This window comes from Streptomyces sp. NPDC059900 (genome assembly GCF_050270335.1).
In the GTDB taxonomy this organism is placed as follows: domain Bacteria; phylum Actinomycetota; class Actinomycetes; order Streptomycetales; family Streptomycetaceae; genus Streptomyces.
Map to the genome: position 1 here is coordinate 1 of NZ_JBNNJZ010000144.1, position 16,917 is coordinate 16,917.

At 69.7% G+C, this 16,917-nt stretch carries 14 protein-coding genes and 1 pseudogene; 4 read left to right on the forward strand and 11 right to left on the reverse strand.

Annotated elements, in window-relative coordinates:
* Positions 1–567, forward strand: a 567-nt coding sequence (locus tag ACQKIP_RS20310; RefSeq protein ID WP_427743654.1) for a VWA domain-containing protein, incomplete at its 5' end; no start/stop codon positions are given.
* 602 nt (positions 568–1,169) lie between these two features.
* A complete protein-coding gene (locus ACQKIP_RS20315; RefSeq protein WP_365857140.1) occupies positions 1,170–2,489 on the forward strand; it encodes an amidohydrolase family protein in 1,320 nt (439 codons plus the stop codon).
* A gap of 54 nt (positions 2,490–2,543) precedes the next feature.
* Here the strand turns inward: ACQKIP_RS20315 and ACQKIP_RS20320 are convergent, their stop codons facing one another.
* From ACQKIP_RS20320 to ACQKIP_RS20330, 3 genes are all read right to left on the reverse strand, one after another.
* Positions 2,544–4,067, reverse strand: a complete 1,524-nt coding sequence (locus ACQKIP_RS20320; RefSeq protein ID WP_365856918.1) for an MFS transporter — start codon at positions 4,065–4,067, stop codon at positions 2,544–2,546.
* Between the two features lie 101 nt (positions 4,068–4,168).
* Positions 4,169–4,981: a GntR family transcriptional regulator gene (locus tag ACQKIP_RS20325; protein WP_365856920.1), complete on the reverse strand. Its 813-nt coding sequence runs from the start codon at positions 4,979–4,981 to the stop codon at positions 4,169–4,171.
* 253 nt (positions 4,982–5,234) lie between these two features.
* Positions 5,235–5,621, reverse strand: coding sequence for a winged helix-turn-helix transcriptional regulator (locus tag ACQKIP_RS20330; protein ID WP_427743659.1), 387 nt, complete (start codon positions 5,619–5,621; stop codon positions 5,235–5,237).
* 238 nt (positions 5,622–5,859) lie between these two features.
* Between ACQKIP_RS20330 and ACQKIP_RS20335 the strand changes: the two genes are divergently transcribed.
* Both ACQKIP_RS20335 and ACQKIP_RS20340 read left to right on the forward strand, forming a co-directional pair.
* Complete coding sequence (locus ACQKIP_RS20335) at positions 5,860–6,765, forward strand: NADP-dependent oxidoreductase (RefSeq protein ID WP_365857142.1); 906 nt, start codon at positions 5,860–5,862, stop codon at positions 6,763–6,765.
* A gap of 62 nt (positions 6,766–6,827) precedes the next feature.
* Positions 6,828–6,983, forward strand: a complete 156-nt coding sequence (locus ACQKIP_RS20340) for a hypothetical protein (protein ID WP_365856924.1) — start codon at positions 6,828–6,830, stop codon at positions 6,981–6,983.
* A 106-nt stretch (positions 6,984–7,089) separates the two neighbouring features.
* Here the strand turns inward: ACQKIP_RS20340 and ACQKIP_RS20345 are convergent, their stop codons facing one another.
* The 8 genes and pseudogenes from ACQKIP_RS20345 to ACQKIP_RS20380 all read right to left on the reverse strand — a co-directional run.
* Positions 7,090–7,887, reverse strand: a complete 798-nt coding sequence (locus ACQKIP_RS20345; RefSeq protein WP_365856926.1) for an SAM-dependent methyltransferase — start codon at positions 7,885–7,887, stop codon at positions 7,090–7,092.
* A gap of 190 nt (positions 7,888–8,077) precedes the next feature.
* Positions 8,078–8,335, reverse strand: a complete 258-nt coding sequence (locus ACQKIP_RS20350) for a hypothetical protein (protein WP_427743662.1) — start codon at positions 8,333–8,335, stop codon at positions 8,078–8,080.
* Between the two features lie 128 nt (positions 8,336–8,463).
* Complete coding sequence (locus ACQKIP_RS20355; RefSeq protein ID WP_365856930.1) at positions 8,464–9,441, reverse strand: hypothetical protein; 978 nt, start codon at positions 9,439–9,441, stop codon at positions 8,464–8,466.
* A 156-nt stretch (positions 9,442–9,597) separates the two neighbouring features.
* Positions 9,598–10,677, reverse strand: a complete 1,080-nt coding sequence (locus ACQKIP_RS20360) for a polyprenyl synthetase family protein (protein ID WP_365856932.1) — start codon at positions 10,675–10,677, stop codon at positions 9,598–9,600.
* A gap of 156 nt (positions 10,678–10,833) precedes the next feature.
* Positions 10,834–11,862, reverse strand: a complete 1,029-nt coding sequence (locus ACQKIP_RS20365) for a hypothetical protein (protein ID WP_365856934.1) — start codon at positions 11,860–11,862, stop codon at positions 10,834–10,836.
* Positions 11,859–13,142 carry a CHAT domain-containing protein gene (locus ACQKIP_RS20370; RefSeq protein WP_365856936.1) on the reverse strand — a complete coding sequence of 428 codons (1,284 nt, stop codon included), beginning with the start codon at positions 13,140–13,142 and terminating at the stop codon, positions 11,859–11,861. Before ACQKIP_RS20370 ends, ACQKIP_RS20365 begins: the two co-directional genes overlap by 4 nt.
* 406 nt (positions 13,143–13,548) lie before the next feature.
* Positions 13,549–14,352: pseudogene (locus ACQKIP_RS20375) on the reverse strand (serine/threonine-protein kinase); the annotation flags it as partial.
* A 1,088-nt stretch (positions 14,353–15,440) separates the two neighbouring features.
* The coding region (locus tag ACQKIP_RS20380) for an NAD-dependent malic enzyme (RefSeq protein WP_427743668.1) at positions 15,441–16,917 on the reverse strand (1,477 nt) is incomplete at its 5' end.

Consider the following 16,917-nt stretch of genomic DNA (forward strand, 5'->3'; position numbering starts at 1 on the left):
GTCCAGCACCTGGCCGAGCAGGTGCTGTCGCTGTCCGCGCATCTGGATGATGACGGTGTGGTGCCGGTGGTGTTCTTCTCCACCGACCTCGACGGGTCAGCCGATCTGCATCTGGGCAACTACGCGGGCCGCATCGAGAAGCTGCACCAGGCGCTGGGGCACATGGGGCGGACGAACTACCACTGGGCCATGGACGCGGTGATAGATCATTACGTCGACTCCGGCAGCACGGCGCCGGCCCTCGTGGTGTTCCAGACCGACGGCGGGCCCACCAGCCGGGCCGCCGCGGAACGCTTCCTGTGCAAGGCGGCCCGGCTTCCGTTGTTCTGGCAGTTCGTCGGCTTCGGTGATCCCGACGACAACGAGTTCCGTTTCTTGTGCCGTCTTGATGAGCTGTCTGTTCCCGGCAAGCGGATTGTGGACAACGCCGGGTTCTTCCACGCCGGCCGGGATCCGCGGGCCATGAGTGACGGTGCTCTGTACGACCAGCTGCTGCAGGAGTTTCCCGACTGGCTGGCCGCTGCTCGCGCTGCCGGAGTCGTCGACGCGGGGGAGGGGCCGCAGTGATGCGCCGTGCCGGTACCCATCTCTAGCGGTCGGCGGCACCTTCAACATCATGTTTCGGTGAGGTTACGCCACTGCAGGCAGGTCAGATATGCGCTCTGACCAGGGGGTCCGTGAGGGCGGGCGGCAGTTGTGCCACCTGCCTTCCCCGAGGCTCGGATCCCGCATGCCGGAAGTCTTGTTCCGCAACCGGCGGTCGTCCTAGGGTCGGGCCACCCCGCACGACTGGCCTCGCGTACGGCTGACCACGGGACCCGCCGCAGATACGGCGCACCGTGGCGCGCCCGTACGCGGAGTCAGGCGTGCGCGGAATGACGGCTGCGCAGGCATGTGAAGTACGAAAGTGGGCGGGTGAGTTGGCGAGCGAGCAGCGCAACGAGCGGTCAGCGGAACACGGGCCAGGCGAACGGCAACAGCAGGAGCGGCCCGGCTCGGCGGAGCAGACAGAGCAACGGCCAGAGCAGCAGACAGAGCAGCGGCCCGGCAGACGCGGGCTTCTGGTCGGGGCGGGGCTGGCGGGTGCCGCCGGGCTGATCAGTGCTCCGGCAGCCGGGAGTGCGAGCGCGGCCACCGGCACGAAGAACGGCCCCGGCTCACCCGGTGCGGTGCGGGCGGAGCAGTTCAGCGGGGCCAGGAAGTTGCTCGTACCGGAGCTGCTGATGCTGCCGGAGGGGCCCAAGCGCGGCCAGGCCGTCCTGGTCGACGGCCGGAAGTTCAAGGCGGTCGGCCCGGCGCGCGAGCTGATGGCCGCGCACCCCGGGCTGCGGCCGGTGCGGCTGGACGGGCACCTGATCATGCCGGGATTCGTCGACGCGCATCACCACCTGACGCAGAGCTTCGGCAAGGCCCAGTCGTTCGGGCAGCCTTCGGAGATCTTCAAGACGATCTGGGAGCCGCTGGAACACGCCCTCGACAAGGAGAGCGCCTACGTGTCGGCGAAGCTGGCCTCCCTGGAGGCGCTGCGCGGCGGCTTCACGACGGTCGCTGATGCCGGGACGCGGGCGCCGGTCGATGTGGCCGTGCTGGCGAAGGCGACGGAAGAGGCCGGTCTCCGCTGCGTGCTGTCCAAGGTCGTGTCCGACGGGAAGGGCGGGCCGGAACATCTGCGCCGGTGGGAGGCGCATCCGCTGATCCATCCCTCGCTGGCCATCCCCGTGCCCGAGGACGCGCCCGGACGAATCCTCAAGCGGACGGCGGACCTGTGCCGCGAGGCCGGCGCGGTCTTCCAGATCCACGTCAACGAGCACCTGGCTTCCGTGGAGCGGTCGTTGAAGAGCGTGGGGCGCCGCCCGGTCGAGCAGCTGCACCATCTGGGAGCACTCGGTCCGCACACGCTCGGTTCGCATGCCACCTTGCTCACGCCCGACGAGATGCGGATGCTCGCCGACTCCGGCGCGGCCATCAGCTACAACCCCGTGGCCAGCGCCTGGAAGGGCAACGCCGTCGCACACGCCACGATGCTGGCCGCGTTGGGGGTGCGCTTCGGGACCGGCACGGACGGCACGCGCGGCGACGGATTCCGTCTCGTCGACGCCGCGGAGACGGCACAGCGGCTCGCGTACGGCATCGCGGCGGGCGATTCCTCGTGCGGCGCGGGAAGGCTGTGGCTGGAGCACGCGACGTCGCTCAGTGCCGACGCGCTCGGTCTTGGCAAGGTGACCGGGGAGATCGCGGTGGGCAAGGCCGCTGACTTCCTCGTAGTGGACATCGACGTCCCCGAGCTTACGCCCTCCTGGGACCTGGAGTGGGAGCTGGTCCGGCTGGCCAACCGCGACCAGATCACCGCTGTCGTGGTCGACGGCAAGCTGCGGCTGTGGGAGGGGTGGCCGCCGGACTGGGACGGGCCCGCGCTGGTGGCACAGGCGGCGAAGGTCGGTCCCGAGGTGGTGCGCCGCGCCGGGTTGCAGCGCGTGGAGCCGCGGTAGCTACGGGGCGGTGAACCGGCCCCGGATGCCTGGACCGCTGCCGTTCGTGGCGGCTCACCGCTCCGGCGGAAGCCACCGTGCCACGGCGAACGCGACCAGCGTGATCGCAGCGGCCAGGGCCAGCGTCGCGGTGTGCAGGCCCGCGGTGAACGCGTCGACGACCGCCGTACGCAGGTGGGTGTCGGAGGTGCGGGAGGCGGCTTCGGCGACCGTCGACGGCCGGCCGGGGCCGGGAAGGCGGGAAGGGAGGCGGGCGGTGAAGACGGAGGTGGTGATGGTGCCGGTGACGGCGATCCCGACGGCACTGCCCAGCTCCCGTGCCAGGCTCTGCACGGCGGAGCCGGTCCCCGCCCGCTGCGGGGGCAGCGCACTCATCACGGCGTGCGAAAGCAGCGGGCTCGCTGTGCCGCAGCCGAGCGCGGTGAGTGCGGCCCCCAGGGCGTAGAGAGCGTAGGGGGTGCGGGCATCGGCGGCCGACACCACGCACAGCCCGGCGGCCAGCACCAACATCCCGGCAAGAACGGTGCCGCGGCGCCCGCACACCCGCTCGAGCAGCAGGCCCAGGCGCGGACCGGCAAGGAGCGCCGCCGCCATCGGCAGCAACCGCAGCCCTGCTTCGAGCGGCCCGTATCCCTTCGCGTACTGCAGGTACTGGCCGTTGAGGTAGAAGAGACCGAACATGCCGGCGAAGAGCGTGGCCATGCCGATCGCGCCCGCCCGGACGGCCGGTCGCGCGAAGAGCCGGGGGTCCAGGAGCGGGTCGCGGGCGCGCAGTTCATGCCGGGCCCAGGCGGCAAGGAGCACGATGGCCGCGGTGCAGGCGGCCAGCACCGGCGGGGCGCTCCAGCCCGACTGCGGGCCGCAGACGATCGCGTAGAGCAGGGCCAGGAACCCGGCGGTGAGCAGCGCGCCGGCCAGCGGTGCGGCGGGGCTGGGGCGACGGGCGGTGACCGGGGCCACGGCGGCCACCAGGAGCAGAGCGCACAGGGCGAGCGGAATCAGGCAGAGGAAGAGCGTGCGCCAACTGCCGTACTCGATCGCGGCACCGCCGCCCACATTCCCCAGCACGGCAGCCAGCCCCGTCATGGACGCCCACACGCCGACGGCCTTGGGCCGAGCCTGCTCGGGCAGCCCCTCGACGAGCAGGGCGAGCGTGGTGGGCAGCACGGCGGCCGCACCCGCCCCGCTGATCATGCGTCCGGCGATCAGCACGCTGATGTGCGGTGCCGCGGCGCAGATCACCGCGCCGAGCGCGAAAACACCCATGCCGCACATGAGCGTTCCCTTGCGGCCCCGGCGATCGGCGAGCGCCCCCGCGGGCACCAGCAAGCAGGCGAAGATGACGACATAGCCGTCCACCACCCACACCACCGCCTGAGCGGAGGGGCGCAACGCGTCCGCCGACAGATCGGGGATGGCCAGATTGACGGCGGACACCATGCCGACCACCAAGGTGACGCACAGGCACATGGCCAGCGTCGTCAGCGCGGGCGGACGGTGCGGGCGGCGGGCTGCTGCCTGCGCGGGAGGGCCGGCGGGCGCGGTGCCCGGAGCGGTGGCGGGGTCGGCGTGATCCAACGAGACCTCCGTGGAAGAGGAGCCGGGCGCAGCACGGCACACCGCACGACGCCGACGCCTCCTGACGAAGACGTGGTCGCGCGGGGCGGACCGCGATGCGGCTACAGCAGCGAGCTGTCGGCGGGGCCGGTATGCCTGCTCGCCCGGTCGAGAGTGGCGTGCAGGGTCAGCCGGTCCCCGCGCAGATGAAGGAACTCCAGGTCGGCGGGGCGGCCGTCGGCCAGGAAGGTGAGACGTTCGACGGCCAGGAGCGCGCCGCCCTCGGGCATCTCAAGGACCGCGCAGGTCGCCGGATCGGGGACCGTCGCCTGGACGGACACCTCGGCCGAGCCGAGCGGCATGCCCGTCGCGGTCTCGATCAGATCGAAGACATCGTGGTTCTCCAGCGCGCGCGGCGTCTTCCCGGCGTGCGCCAGCAGAGCCTCACCCACCTCGGGGATGAGATAGGTGCAGTCCAGAGACAGGGGAATGCCGTCGACCCGGCGCAGCCGCTCCAGGTAGACGGCCGGACTTCCTTCCGGCAGAGCCAGCCGGCGGGCGACGGTGAGCGGCGGCCGCAGGATGCGGGCTTCGCGTACCTCGTTGACGACGGCGCCGTGCCGCTGGAGCACCTCGGCGAGCCCCGACAGTTCGCCCAGCGGATGCTCGTAGGCGCGGCCGACCACGACCGTGCCCACGCCCCGGCGCCGCTCGACAAGGCCTTCGTCCCGCAGGACGCCCAGGGCCTCCCGGACGGTGTTGCGTGAAGCGCCGAACTCGGCGATCAGGGCTCGCTCATCGGGCAGTACGCCACCGGGAAAGGCGCCGCGCAGGACCTGCCTGCGCAACACGCTGGCCACGGTTCGGGCCCGGTCGGCCCGCGTCAGCGGCACGCCGGCCCCCTCACCGCCCGGCCCCGGCTTCGGATCGCGCATGGCTCCCTCAAGGTGGATATGTCGGCATCGTGGCGCGGACGACACGTCGCGCCGGGCACCGACGCTAGGCGAGCAATGTTGCCGCGAAGTTACGCCACCCCATGTGACCTGCGGTGATGTCGTGACCTGGGGCTTTGGCGGGCGGCCGGACGGGTGTGCCACCCGCGGGGGCGGGCATCGGCGCGGCGTGGACCCGGAGGCAGCAGACGGGGATGCGGGGACCTGCGGTCATGGCACGCACCGCGGGTTCGCCTCAGCTGGCGGGGGCGGCGCCGTTCTCGGCGTTCTCACGGGCGTCGAGCAGTTCGTCCCAGTGCTCGGTGGTCCACCGGCACGCGGCGTCCAGCGGCTCCAGCACGCTGCGGCCCAGCGGTGTCAGCGCGTACTCCACCCGCAGTTTCGGGTCGGGGTGCACCGTACGGGACACGAACCCGTTCGCCTCCGGGCCGCGGAGCGAGGCGGTGAGCACCTTCTGGGTGACGCGGCGCAGGGGCACGCGGAGTTCGGAGAACCGGCGCGGGCCGTCGTCCAGGCAGCGCAGGATCATGGGCGCCCATTTGTCGCCGAAGCGGAACGGCACCAGCGAGGACGGGCACAGCTCGTCGAACAAGTCAGGCGGCAACGGCGGGCGTTGCGTCATCGAGGGTCTCCCGTCTGCGGTCTTGGTATCCAGCTGGTGACCGACCCTCCGGATACCTTCTCGAGCATCGACGCAACGGGAGGTATTCCGGCAGGCAGGACCGTGACCGTGGGGGAGGCCCTCCGGCTGGTCGATCCGCACCGCGCGTCCACCGCCGGATGCAGAGCAACAGGCGTCGAACGAACACCCTCAACTCGTCAACTCGTCATCTCGACAGGCAAAGGCAAGGCAGAACATGATGCGCGCAGCCCGCTTCCACGCATACGGCCCAGCGGCGAACCTGGTGATCGAGCCGGCCCCCGCCCCCCACCCCGGACCCGGTGAGATCCGCATCCGCGTCGCGGCGGCCGGCGTCAATCCCATCGACTGGAAGCTGCGCGCCGGCGCCCTGCGCCGGCTGATCCCCCTGGAACTGCCCGCCGTCCCCGGGCGCGAGGCGGCCGGGGTGGTGGACGAAATCGGCGACGGAGTGCAGGGGGTCAGCATCGGCGACCGCGTCTTCGGGCTGGGTGGTGTCACCGGCGCGAGCGCCGAGCTCGTCATCCTCTCGGCCTGGGCCCACACCCCCGACAGGTGGAAGGACGAGCAGGCCGCGGGCGCCGCTCTCGCGTCCGTCACCGCGATGCGCGGCCTGAACGCGCTCGGCGCTCTCGCGGGACGCCGTCTCCTCGTCGAGGGCGCCGCGGGAGGCGTGGGCAGCGCGGCAGTCGAGATCGCTGTCGCACAAGGCGCCACCGTGTTCGGAACAGCCGGCGAACGCAACCACGAGTTCCTCGCCTCTCTCGGCGCCGTCCCCACCACCTACGGCCCCGGCCTCGCGCAGCGCCTGGCCGCTCTGGCGCCGCACGGCATCGACGTCGTGCTCGACACCGCGGCCTCCGGATCCCTGGGAGACCTCGTCGCGATCGCGGGCGACCCGACGCGCGTCGCGACGGTCGCCGACCACGCGGGCGGACAGCGCCTGGGCACGCATGTGGTCAACGCGGAGAACGACCCGGCCCTCCTGTCCGCGGCCGCGGAACTGGGGCAGCGGGGCCGCTACACACCCCGCATCGAACAGAGCTATCCCTTGGAGCAGATCGCCGAGGCCCACGCGCACGCCGAGCGCGGCCGCACCCGCGGAAAGATCGTGATCTGCCTCTGAAGCGCAGGCTGGCCGTCCGCTCCTCAGGCCGCCGCGACGGCCGCGACAATGGCCACGCTCCGGTGGCCATCGCCAGCGCCATCCTGCAACTGCAGGTGGCCGACCTCGATGCCCTGAACGCCACCCTCGCGATGCCCGGGGCCCTCGACCTCATCAAGCGCTGGCAGGGCCGGCACCCCTACAAGGCGATCTGGGTCAACCACGAGCCGCTGACCTGAGCAACTACCGGCGCCAGTGACCAGGCGCGGAGGATCCCTGGCCCTCCCTGACCGGCTCAGTGCTCACCGGTCAGGGGCAACCCGGGCGGGGCGGCTGCCGCGGCCGCTACGGCTTGCGTGCCACGCCGACCCACCCGGCCCTGACGGTCAGCGTGCCGGGCATGGCCGCGTCCGGCTTCCACTCCGGCCAGCAAACGAAGCCCGGGTCGACCAGTTCCAGACCGTCGAAGAGCGAAACCGTCTGCTTGGGGCTGCGCAGGATGTAGGGAATGGCACCCGAGTTGTTGTACTCCTCCTGCACGCTGCGGTGCAGCTCGTCGTCGGCATCGGAATGACTCAGTGAGGCATAGCTGCCGGAAGGAAGACCCGCCACCAGGCCGCGCACCAGAGCCAGCACGTCCTCCCAGGGGTCGATATGCCCCAGCACATCATTGATCACAAGGCCGACGGGCTGGGACATGTCGAGCGTTTTCGCCGCGCCCTGAAGGATGGTGTCGGTGTCGCGCATGTCCGCCAGCACGTAATCGGTGGCGCCTTCGGGCGTGCTGCGCAGCAGTGTGTCGACGTGCATGAGGACGATCGGGTCGTGGTCCACGTAGACCACCCGGCTGTCCCGCGCTATGCGCTGGGCGATCTCATGGGTGTTGTTGGCCGTGGGCAGCCCGGCGCCCACGTCGAGGAACTGTCTGATGCCTTGCTGCGCCATCCAGGTCACCGAGCGACGCAGTACGTCGCGCGACTCCTGGGCCATCGGGACGATCAGAGGAAACTTCTCCTTGTAGGCGTCCCCGGCCCGTTGGTCGGACTCGTAATGGTCCTTGCCGCCCAGCCAGTAGTTCCATACGCGCGCGCTGTGCGGAAGGGAGGTGTCTATTTTGTGGATGTCTGCCGGCTCACTGCTCATGACAGTGCCTCTTTCACTTGGTCAGGGTGGGGCAAGGACAGCGGAACGTTCCAGTGTTCTCGAGGCAGGCTGTCATTGCCCGTGCCTGGGGCGCAACGTCGGTGCGGCCGGGCAGGCGTGCGCGAAGTGCTGCATCAACGCCCCTGCCGCTGCCGCGAGTTCGCACCCGGTGAACGACTGCGGTCATACCTCAGGTACGCCGGAGCCCCATCTCGCCGTACTGTCCGGCCATCGCGTCGGCCGACGAGGTGTCGGGCGACGTCGCCGATCCCTTCGCGAGGTCGGAGTGCTGCCAACTCGCCGACAGGAATGCCACGAACGCGTCTGTCAGAGCTCCGCGGGCCCATCGGCGCTGTTCCCTGCGGCCTGCGACGACGATCGTCACTACCAACGTGGCGACACTCGTCACCGCAGCCGCCCGCGCCGCGTATCCACCCGCATCCATCACTCCGGTATTCTCGGCCGCGTCCAGTCGGCCAAGCCGCGCAGACGCCTTGAAATCCTTTGCGATCGGCCTGTGCCCGTTCAGTGTTGACCGCGTGTCAGGAGATCGTCAGCTGCCGTGGCGGTCCGTTTTCAGGAGACGAACGCCGACTCCGGTGTTTCCCGGGACACGTACCCGATGTCCGCCACGAACTGCGATGCCTCGAAGGGGGATTTCCGTGCCAGGACATCCGACACGAACTCGTACTCGTCGATTTTCAGCAGCCGCTGCCGGGCGTCGTGCACGTTTCGCAGGTACCAGGGGACGACCTCGTTTCTGATCCAGGAGGAATGGCAGACCTTCTCGTTGTTCAGCGGGAAGACCACCGGTGCGATGAATCTTTCCCGGACGTACCTGGTGATTCCCAGCAGGCGAGTGCTGTCCGACGTCAGGCCGCTCGCGCCATGGCGATCGAGGAATTCCTTTAGTAGTGCGCCGAATACGTACCGGAAATCCTCCTGGTACTCGGCTACGCGAGGTTCACCCGTACTGTGGAACTTCCGTGCCATCCCCTCGCACAGGCCGTACCACTGACTTTCGCACAGTGACAGCTCCAATCGGTCCTCCACGTCACCAGGGATGGCCCTGGGGTGCAGGTTCAGGCCTGTCACAGCGAAGAGGATGTCCTCGATCGCTCCGGTGAGGGCATCGGCCAACAGGACGGTCCTGCCCTCGCACGACAGGGCCGACGCAGCCTTTTCGTGGATGCCTCGCAGGTCACGCACATCGCGCTGGTCGAGCCCGAGGTCGTCGGCAAAGTAGGCGGCCACATTGGCGGCCTGATCGAAGTTGCCGCGTTCCGCGTTGTGGGCGAAGGGCCACCTGTTCAGATCGTGAAGCCACACCAGCCTCTCGACCCGTTCGACCTCTTGCGCGCCGGTGATGGCGCACATCATCCGGGCTGCCAGGGCCACGCGTTCGACGTGCCACAGGCGGGCGAACACCGCGAGCCGCGGGTCGTCCTCCTCTCCGTACACGGTGATGAAACCGGTGATCCGGCGGAGCCGTTCGACACGCGAATCAACCCCCCTGCGCAGAGGGGCATTTCCCCCCGTAATCAGCTCATTCATCAGGGCACCATACTCTCGAACGGGGCTCCCGAGCCGCCCTGCGCGTGCCGCCTGGCGGCTGCGGGCCAGCCACTTTCCCAGGCCCGCCGCCATACGATCGAGCGGGCGATGACCACATGCCGGCCCGGCAGAGCGTGCGGCATCGAGTTGTAGTCGTCACCGGGTTCTGCGGGCGTTCCACAGCGGCAGTTGCTCGAAGAGAGTGACGGCCTGTCCGTTCCAGTGCCGGTGCCAGGAGGCAGCTTCGTCTGCCGCGGCCCGGGCGTAGTGGTCGATGGCCGTCTGCAAGCGGGTGTGGACGTTGTTGCGGTGGGCGATGTCCCGGATGCGATCGACCGTCTGCGGTGTGCAGTGGGGGGAGCCGAGGGCGGCTTTGACGGTGGCGTGCTCGTCTCCGCTGGTGACGGCGAGGAGTTGGCGGGTCAGGTAGGTGAGGCGACCGGCCCGCAGGTCGGCACCCCCGGGTTTGCCGGTGGTCTCGGGGTCGCCGAAGAGGTCCAGGTAGTCGTCGCGTATCTGGCCGCTGAGGCCGGCCAGCTGCGCATAGCGGCGCAGGCTCTCCTCATGCTCTGCCAGGTCCTGGCCTGCGGCCAACAGGCCCAGGCGTAGGGGAGCCAGGATGGTGTAACGGGAAGTCTTGTACTCGACGAGCGTCTCCAGCAACGCCTCGTCGGGGGAGGGGAGTACGTCACGTTCGAGGTCGAGGACCTGGCCGATGACGGTGTCGGTCGTCACCCCGAGCTGGACGTCCATCAGGGTCTGCTTGCTGGCGGCGGGCAGATCGGCCCCGAACAGGACGCGCAGCGCCAGGAAACCGGCCAGATCACCCACCATCATGGCCAGTCCCAGCGCGGCCTGCGGGTTGTGCGGGAGGTCCTCGCGGCACGCGTAGTACGTCGAGGGGCCACCGCGCCGTGTCGGCGAATCGTCCATGATGTCGTCGAGGATGAGCGCGTGGCTGTGCAGCAGCTCAAGACTCAGCGCTGCCTCCGCAAGACCCGGTACCTCCTCCCCGGTGACGAGACCGGCCGCTTCGTAGAGCAGGGCGACCCGGACCCGCTTCCCGCCGCGCAGGGACAACTGCGCCAGCAACTCCAGACAGCGCGCCGGGAAACGGCCCAGATGCGCACCGTTGAGATCGCCGGGGAGATCTGCGAAGTACTTCTCGAAGGCCGCATTGAACCGCTGCTGATGACCGGCGACCCGCTCCAGGGCGCTGGGAGTAGTGCTGCTCATTGAGTTTCGGGCCGACCTTCCCACATGCATGGACGAGAGGGGCCAGCTTGTCATTCGACGGCAGCGGGGCCGCGACCGGTGGCAGCAACCGAGCATTCCCGGATCGAGCCGGGGCGGCGGATGCGGTTCTCTGTCCGCGGCCTGGCACAGGCGGCCTCAGCGTGAGTAGTCCGCGAGGGTCAGCAGCAGGTGGGCCGACTCCGGGCGCAGGTGGTCGGAGTGGGCGCCCGCCGGGCTGAGTCGGCGCCCGCGGACGTACACGTCCGAGGCGTCGATGTTGACGAAGCGGTGGTCGAGCGCCGAGTGCGGATACCTCTCGTCCAGCGGCAGCAGACGCGTGGTGAACATGGGCGCGGGTGCCGGACCGATCCCGGAGTGCCCGATGCCGGGCTGCGCCTCGGCCCGCAGGTGCCAGAAGCCCGTCGCCCGGTCGTGGCGTGAGTATGTGGCGACGACGGGGCCCTTGAGTGGTGCGCCGTCGTGGGCCTCACCGGGCAGGAGCGAGGGGAACAGAGAGAGAAACGCGTCACGCCGTGCTGCCATCTGGAACAGCAGCATGCTGTCGGCGTTGAACGGGCGGGACGGTGAGGGGTCCGCCGCATTCCAGCCGAGTGTGTCGCCGAGCCGGGCATCGGCCGCCCATTGCACCGCCTCGCACAGGAATCGGCAGCCGAAGGAGTGCCCGACCAGGTGCAGGTACTGCCCGTCACGGTTGGTCAGCACGGGTGCGGCCGCGGGGTCGGCGCGCTCGGTGTCCAGATAGCCAAGGAGCCGGCCCAGGATGTGCGCCGCGTGTCCGCCTCCCTGGCGCGCGCCCATGGTGTGCGCTCGGTCCCGGATCCGGCGGTAGCCCGCAGGGGTGATGGGGCTGGACGAGGGCCAGCGCACGACGACACACCAGGGGTTGAAGGCCTGGGCCGCCAGGGCCGGATAACGGGTCGGTGCCGCTGTGCGGGTGCTGTGGACCAGGGCCAGCAGCCGTTCGGCTGCGCGACGGGCGGAGCCGGTGGATGTCTGCCAGCCGTGGACGTAGACGAGTATGTCCGTCGCCCAGGAGGGTGGGGCGAGGCGTTCGGTGAAGTAGGTGCGGAGCCGGTGCTCGGGCACGGGCTCACCGGTGCCGGTGTCGAGCAGCCAGCCGCTCTCGTCCAGATCGACGGCCTCGACCGCGGCGACAGTGCTCATGCCTCGCCTCCGTCTGCTCGTTCCAGACGGGCGTCCATGCCGCTGTGCAGCCCGTAGGTGAGTCCGAGAGGATTGCGGTAGGCAGTGGTGAAGTGCAGGGCCAACTCGTGAGCGATCCGGCCGGCGGTCGCCTCGCCGCGCAGGTAGCGCGTGACGAATTCGAGGGCGTACTCGGCGGCGAACGCCTGTGGCATCGCGATCTGCGGCCCGAGCACCCCCTGCGCGCCGTGCTCGATGAGCATGCGACCGAGGAAGGCACGGTCCGCGCTCGCCCCGGAGACTCCGGCATAGCACGCGTTGAGCAGGACGAGCGGTCGGAAACAGCTGTGCCGGTGGCGTGCGCGCAGCTCACGTACGGTATGCCCGTCGAAGGGAGTTCCGTCGGTGAGCTTGATGACCAGGACGTAGGGTTCGGGTTCGTTGGCGATGAACTCGCCGTGACACCAGAAGTACATCAACTGCTCGTCCAGGTTTGCGTTCCCGAAGTCGCGGACCAAGTCCTCATGGGTGGTGCGTACCGTGCATGTCGTGCCGTCCGCCAGTACCTTTGCGACCTCGTCCGCCCGGGTCGCACGGCCCACGCGGACATCGTGGTTCAGGCTGACGGCGGGCCGCTGCGGAGCCGTGCGAGACGCCCCGATCCACGCGTAGGCATCGCCTGTGTGCTCGATCTGGTGTCGGTGGCCGAGGAAGCGCGCGAACAGGTCATCCAGCGTCGCTGCGGACGCGGGGGAGTCGTCCGCGGTGCAGAGCATCGGCCAGGGCAGATGCAGATCGGAGTCGAACCGTACGCGCAGCCCTTGCATGGAAAGGGCAGATCGCAGGTAGGCGCGGAACATCTCGGTCTGCCTGTCCTCTCCGCGCAGCAGAGTGTCGAACAGCAGAGATTGGCCGCCGCGGACCAGATCGGCCACCACCGCGCGCAGTTCGTCCTCCGGCTCTGCGCTGAGATCGGCGGACACCGCGTAGGGACGCTGGCGATCTCGCAGTGACCGGCCCTGGCCGTCGACCGGCTGGAAGTCGACGAACCGCTCCTTCCAGCGGCTGCAGAGCCGGGCCGCCGCGGCGCGCACCTCGTCGGGCCGGGCGCTGAGGTCGGCCTTGTGCTCGGTGCCCTGGAGCGCGGGAACCGCCCGACCCGACATCCGGGCCCGGATACGGCCGCCGCCGAGGACATCGAAACTGACGCGGAGATCGGGAGGCGCCGTCTCCAGTTGGGGAAGGAAGCGGAAGCCGTCGCTGGGGTCCTGAACGACGTGGGCAGTCAAGGTGCGGGTCACTGGGTCAGGACCTCCCCGTGCGCGGCCGCAGCGGTCTTGCCCGGGTGGGCTCGGGTTCCGTGATGTCCAGGTCCGTCTCCACCTGCTGCAGTGCGAGACCGGTCTCATGGTGCAGAAAAGTAAGGCGGATCCGATGCGTGCCGGCCTCCCCGGCCGTGACGCGGAACTGCGCGGCCGTGGAGGTTGCGGGCTCATACAGCGCAGTGGCCGGGATGACCTCCGCACTGCTCAGCGGTATGGCCACGATGTCCAGCGAGGGCCGTTCACCCGGGCGGGCCCATGGATGCTCGGAGTCTGCCACCAGCTCCACGGCCAGGCGCGCGGGGGTGCCGACCCGAGGATCGTCGTCGAGGAGGGGCAGGTGCACCTGACAGCGCGGCGGAGCCCGCTCGGGAAGCGGCACCGCCAGCTCGCGCATCAATTCATGCGGCGTGGGCCTGTCTTCGGCGGACTTGGCGAGACACCGCATGATCAGCGGCGCGAGGCTCTCTGGTACGCCTAGCAGGTCGGGCTCATCGTGCACTATTTGGTAGGCGGCGACATACGGGCTGTCGGAGTCGAACGGCCCGCGCCCCGTCGCCGCGTGCACCATCACCGACCCGAGCGCGAAGATGTCAGCCGCGGGACCGACCTGCCGCGGATCTCTGAACTGCTCGGGTGCCATGAACGCCGCAGTGCCGGCCAAAGACCCGGTCGCGGTGAGCAGTTCGGAGTCCGCCGGGCGGGACAACCCGAAGTCGAGGACCTTCCAACCGTCTTCGGCGAGCAGCACATTGCTCGGTTTGAGATCCCGGTGAACGACCCCGGCCCGGTGGATGTCGCGCAGCGCCTCCGCGAGCCCGGTCATCAGCTGGCGCAATTGGGCGGGAGACATGGGGCCGTTCTGCTGCACGTGCTCAGCAAGGTCGGGCCCGGGAATGAACGGTGTGGCCAACCACGGGTGCTCGGCTTCCGTATCGGCCTCGACGATGGGCGCGATATGGTCCCCGCTCACCCTTCGCGCCGCGGTGATCTCCTGCCGGAAGCGCCGCCTGAAATCGGAATCCCCGGCGTAATCGGAGGTGACGATCTTCACCGCGAGCTGCAGCCCGGAGGCACTGCGAGCGAGGTGCACGATGCCCAGATCCCAGAATCCGAGGCGCCCCTCCAGCCGGTAGCGGCCGGCGTAGGCCGGTGGTGGGCCGGGTGCCGGGCTCGCTCCGATCTGCAGGAGCGCGCGGATGTTGTCGGCCGCCGCTTCCGGATGCGCCAGCGATCCGCTCTGCAGTATCTGTTCGAGCAGGGCTCTTTTGGCGTTGCTCGTGGGCACGTCCAGCTCGGGGTACTCGTCAGCAACAGCGAGGAGGGCGGCGAGTGCGTCTTCCCCCATTTCGTGGAGGTTCGCTGTGTCGTCGTCGGCGAGGGCCCGCTCGGATTGCATATGGCGCAGGGCCTGCAATTGGCGGGTGGCTTCCATGAGCCCGTCCGAGTCCGGCGTGCCTCCGGCTCGGGCGTCGTGCAGCTGCAAGGCGATGCCGAGGTTCATCAGGCACACGGCCCGGTCGGGGGAATCCTCGGGTATGGCCTCGAATGCGGCGAGGCCCACCGCGATGGCCTCCTCAAGGTCCTCAGGCTCCCCGGTCTGCTGGAACCGCAGCCGCAGGGCGAAGCCGAGATTGCTCAGGTAGGCCGGCTTGGCCGGGTCGCTGTCCGGCGCGATCCCGATGATGCGTCTCCACAAGGAAACGGCCTGCGTCAGATGATCCGGGTCTGTATCGGGGTGCAGGGCGCCCCCGAATTCGTCGAGGACAGCCTGGCTGACAACGAAATGGAGCAGCGGCAGCGGTATGTCGTCCGCACCCGCGATGAAACAAGGTGCGAAGAAGTCGACCGCTTTGCGGACCTCCTCTTCGGCTTCCGCTGGAGGGAGGGCCAGAGCACGGCAGTAGTGGAACCAGCCGAGCGCATACGCAGCATCCAGATCGGTTTCGCCGCCGGCGCCGTATCGCGCCAAACTCTGTGCTTCTTCGAGCGCAGTTGGATCCAGTAGCGCGGTGGCGTCCTCAGTGGCAGCCACACGATCCAGCCGCGCCCGCACCGCCGCAAGCAGGTCGTCGCGCTGTCCCACGAGCCCTCCCGTGTCACCCCTCGTCAATTGCCCAAGATAGAACGCTCCGTGCCGGGGCGGACCAAGTTCGGGCAGTTCCCCACCGCGATCATCGGGTGCGGGGTCAGCGATCACGGCATGCTCGTGGCGGGCTGGGGCAAGCCCTCACGGTCGGTCGGTGGGCGGCGGAATGGTCCAAGCTGCGCTGTCGCTCAGTAGCCCGGCATCCATCGGGTGTCCCGGATCGCGGTGCGCAGTTCGTCGTCGGTGGCGTCCGGGGCGACACCGTCGGCGACGGCCTGGCGCGCCACGGCCAGTGCGATGCCATCGGCTGTGTCCCGGACGTCCGCCCAGGCCGGGAGCAGCGGAGCCTTCGCGTCCGAGAGCGCCGGAGAGGCGTCACCGAGCGCGCGGGCAGCGGCCCGCATCATCGCGTTGGTCACGCGGTTGGCCCGTGCCGCGGTCACCGCCAGGCCCACGGCCGGGAAGACGTAGACGTTGTTGCACTGTGCGACCGGAATGTCGGCGCCGTCCCGGTGCAGCGGCGGGAAAGGCGAGCCCGTCGCCAGCAGGGCTTTGCCATCGGTCCAGGCATCCAGATCTGCCGGCCGGGCCTCCGCGTTCGCCGTGGGGTTGGACAAGGGGAAGATGATCGGCCGGTCCACCTTCGCGGCCATGGCCCGCACGATCTGCTCGGTGAACGCGCCCTTGGCCGTGGAGAGCCCGAGCAGGACTCCCACCTTCAGGTTCTCGATGACATCCGCCAACTGCGGGGCCCCGTCGGCGCCCCAGCCTTCGACGTCGGCGGGATCGTGCGCGAAGGCACGCTGGTCCTCGGCGAGGTCGTCGCGATCGGTGGTGAGCAGGCCGTCGACGTCGAGGATCCAGCAGCGGGCACGCGCCTGCGCGTCCGACAGGCCCTCGTCGACCATCTCCTGACGCACCATGTCCATGACGCCGATGCCCGCGGACCCGGCGCCGAGCATCACCACGTGCTGCTCCTTGAGCGGGATGCCGGCGACTTTGCTCGCCCCGTGCAGCGCGCCGAGCGCGACGGCTGCCGTGCCCTGGATGTCGTCGTTGAAGGTGAGCAGCCGGTCTCGGTACCGTTCCAGGATCGGCGCGGCGTGCGGGGTGGCGAAGTCCTCCCATTGCAGCAGCACCTTGGGGAGCTCGGCCTGCACGGCCTCCACGAACGCGTCCACGAAGGCGAAGTAGTCGTCGTCGCTGATGCGAGGGTGGCGCCATCCCAGGTAGAAGGGGTCGTCGAGCAGGTCGGCGTTGTCGGTGCCTACATCGAGCAGAACCGGCAGGGTACGCGCCGGGTCGATGCCTCCGATCAGCGTGTAGAGGGAGAGCTTGCCGACCGGGATGCCTATCCCGCCCACCCCTTGGTCCCCGATGCCCAGGATCCGCTGCCCGTCAGTGACGACGATGACGTCGACGTCCTTGCGGGGGCGGTTGCGCAGCATCTCCACCAGTTGGTCCCGGTGCGGCCAGGACAGGTAGAGCCCGCGCGGACGCTGCCACAGTTCGGAGAAGTGTTTGCATCCCTCAGCGACGGTCGGGGTGTATACGAGGGGGAGCGCGGTCGGTACGTCGTGGGCGAGGACGGCATAGAAGAGGGCTTCGTTACGGTCTTGCAGGGAGCGCAGATACACATAGCGCTGGAGGTCGTCGGCCTGCCGG

What these genes read in the sequence shown, in the direction of transcription:
- ACQKIP_RS20325 (WP_365856920.1), bottom strand. Translation starts at nt 4,981, where the DNA reads ATGCGCGATCCGAAGCCGGGGCCGGGCGGTGAGGGGGCCGGCGTGCCG.
- ACQKIP_RS20330 (WP_427743659.1), bottom strand. Translation starts at nt 5,621, where the DNA reads ATGACGCAACGCCCGCCGTTGCCGCCTGACTTGTTCGACGAGCTGTGC.
- ACQKIP_RS20335 (WP_365857142.1), top strand. Translation starts at nt 5,860, where the DNA reads ATGCGCGCAGCCCGCTTCCACGCATACGGCCCAGCGGCGAACCTGGTG.
- ACQKIP_RS20345 (WP_365856926.1), bottom strand. Translation starts at nt 7,887, where the DNA reads ATGAGCAGTGAGCCGGCAGACATCCACAAAATAGACACCTCCCTTCCG.
- ACQKIP_RS20355 (WP_365856930.1), bottom strand. Translation starts at nt 9,441, where the DNA reads ATGAATGAGCTGATTACGGGGGGAAATGCCCCTCTGCGCAGGGGGGTT.
- ACQKIP_RS20360 (WP_365856932.1), bottom strand. Translation starts at nt 10,677, where the DNA reads ATGAGCAGCACTACTCCCAGCGCCCTGGAGCGGGTCGCCGGTCATCAG.
- ACQKIP_RS20365 (WP_365856934.1), bottom strand. Translation starts at nt 11,862, where the DNA reads ATGAGCACTGTCGCCGCGGTCGAGGCCGTCGATCTGGACGAGAGCGGC.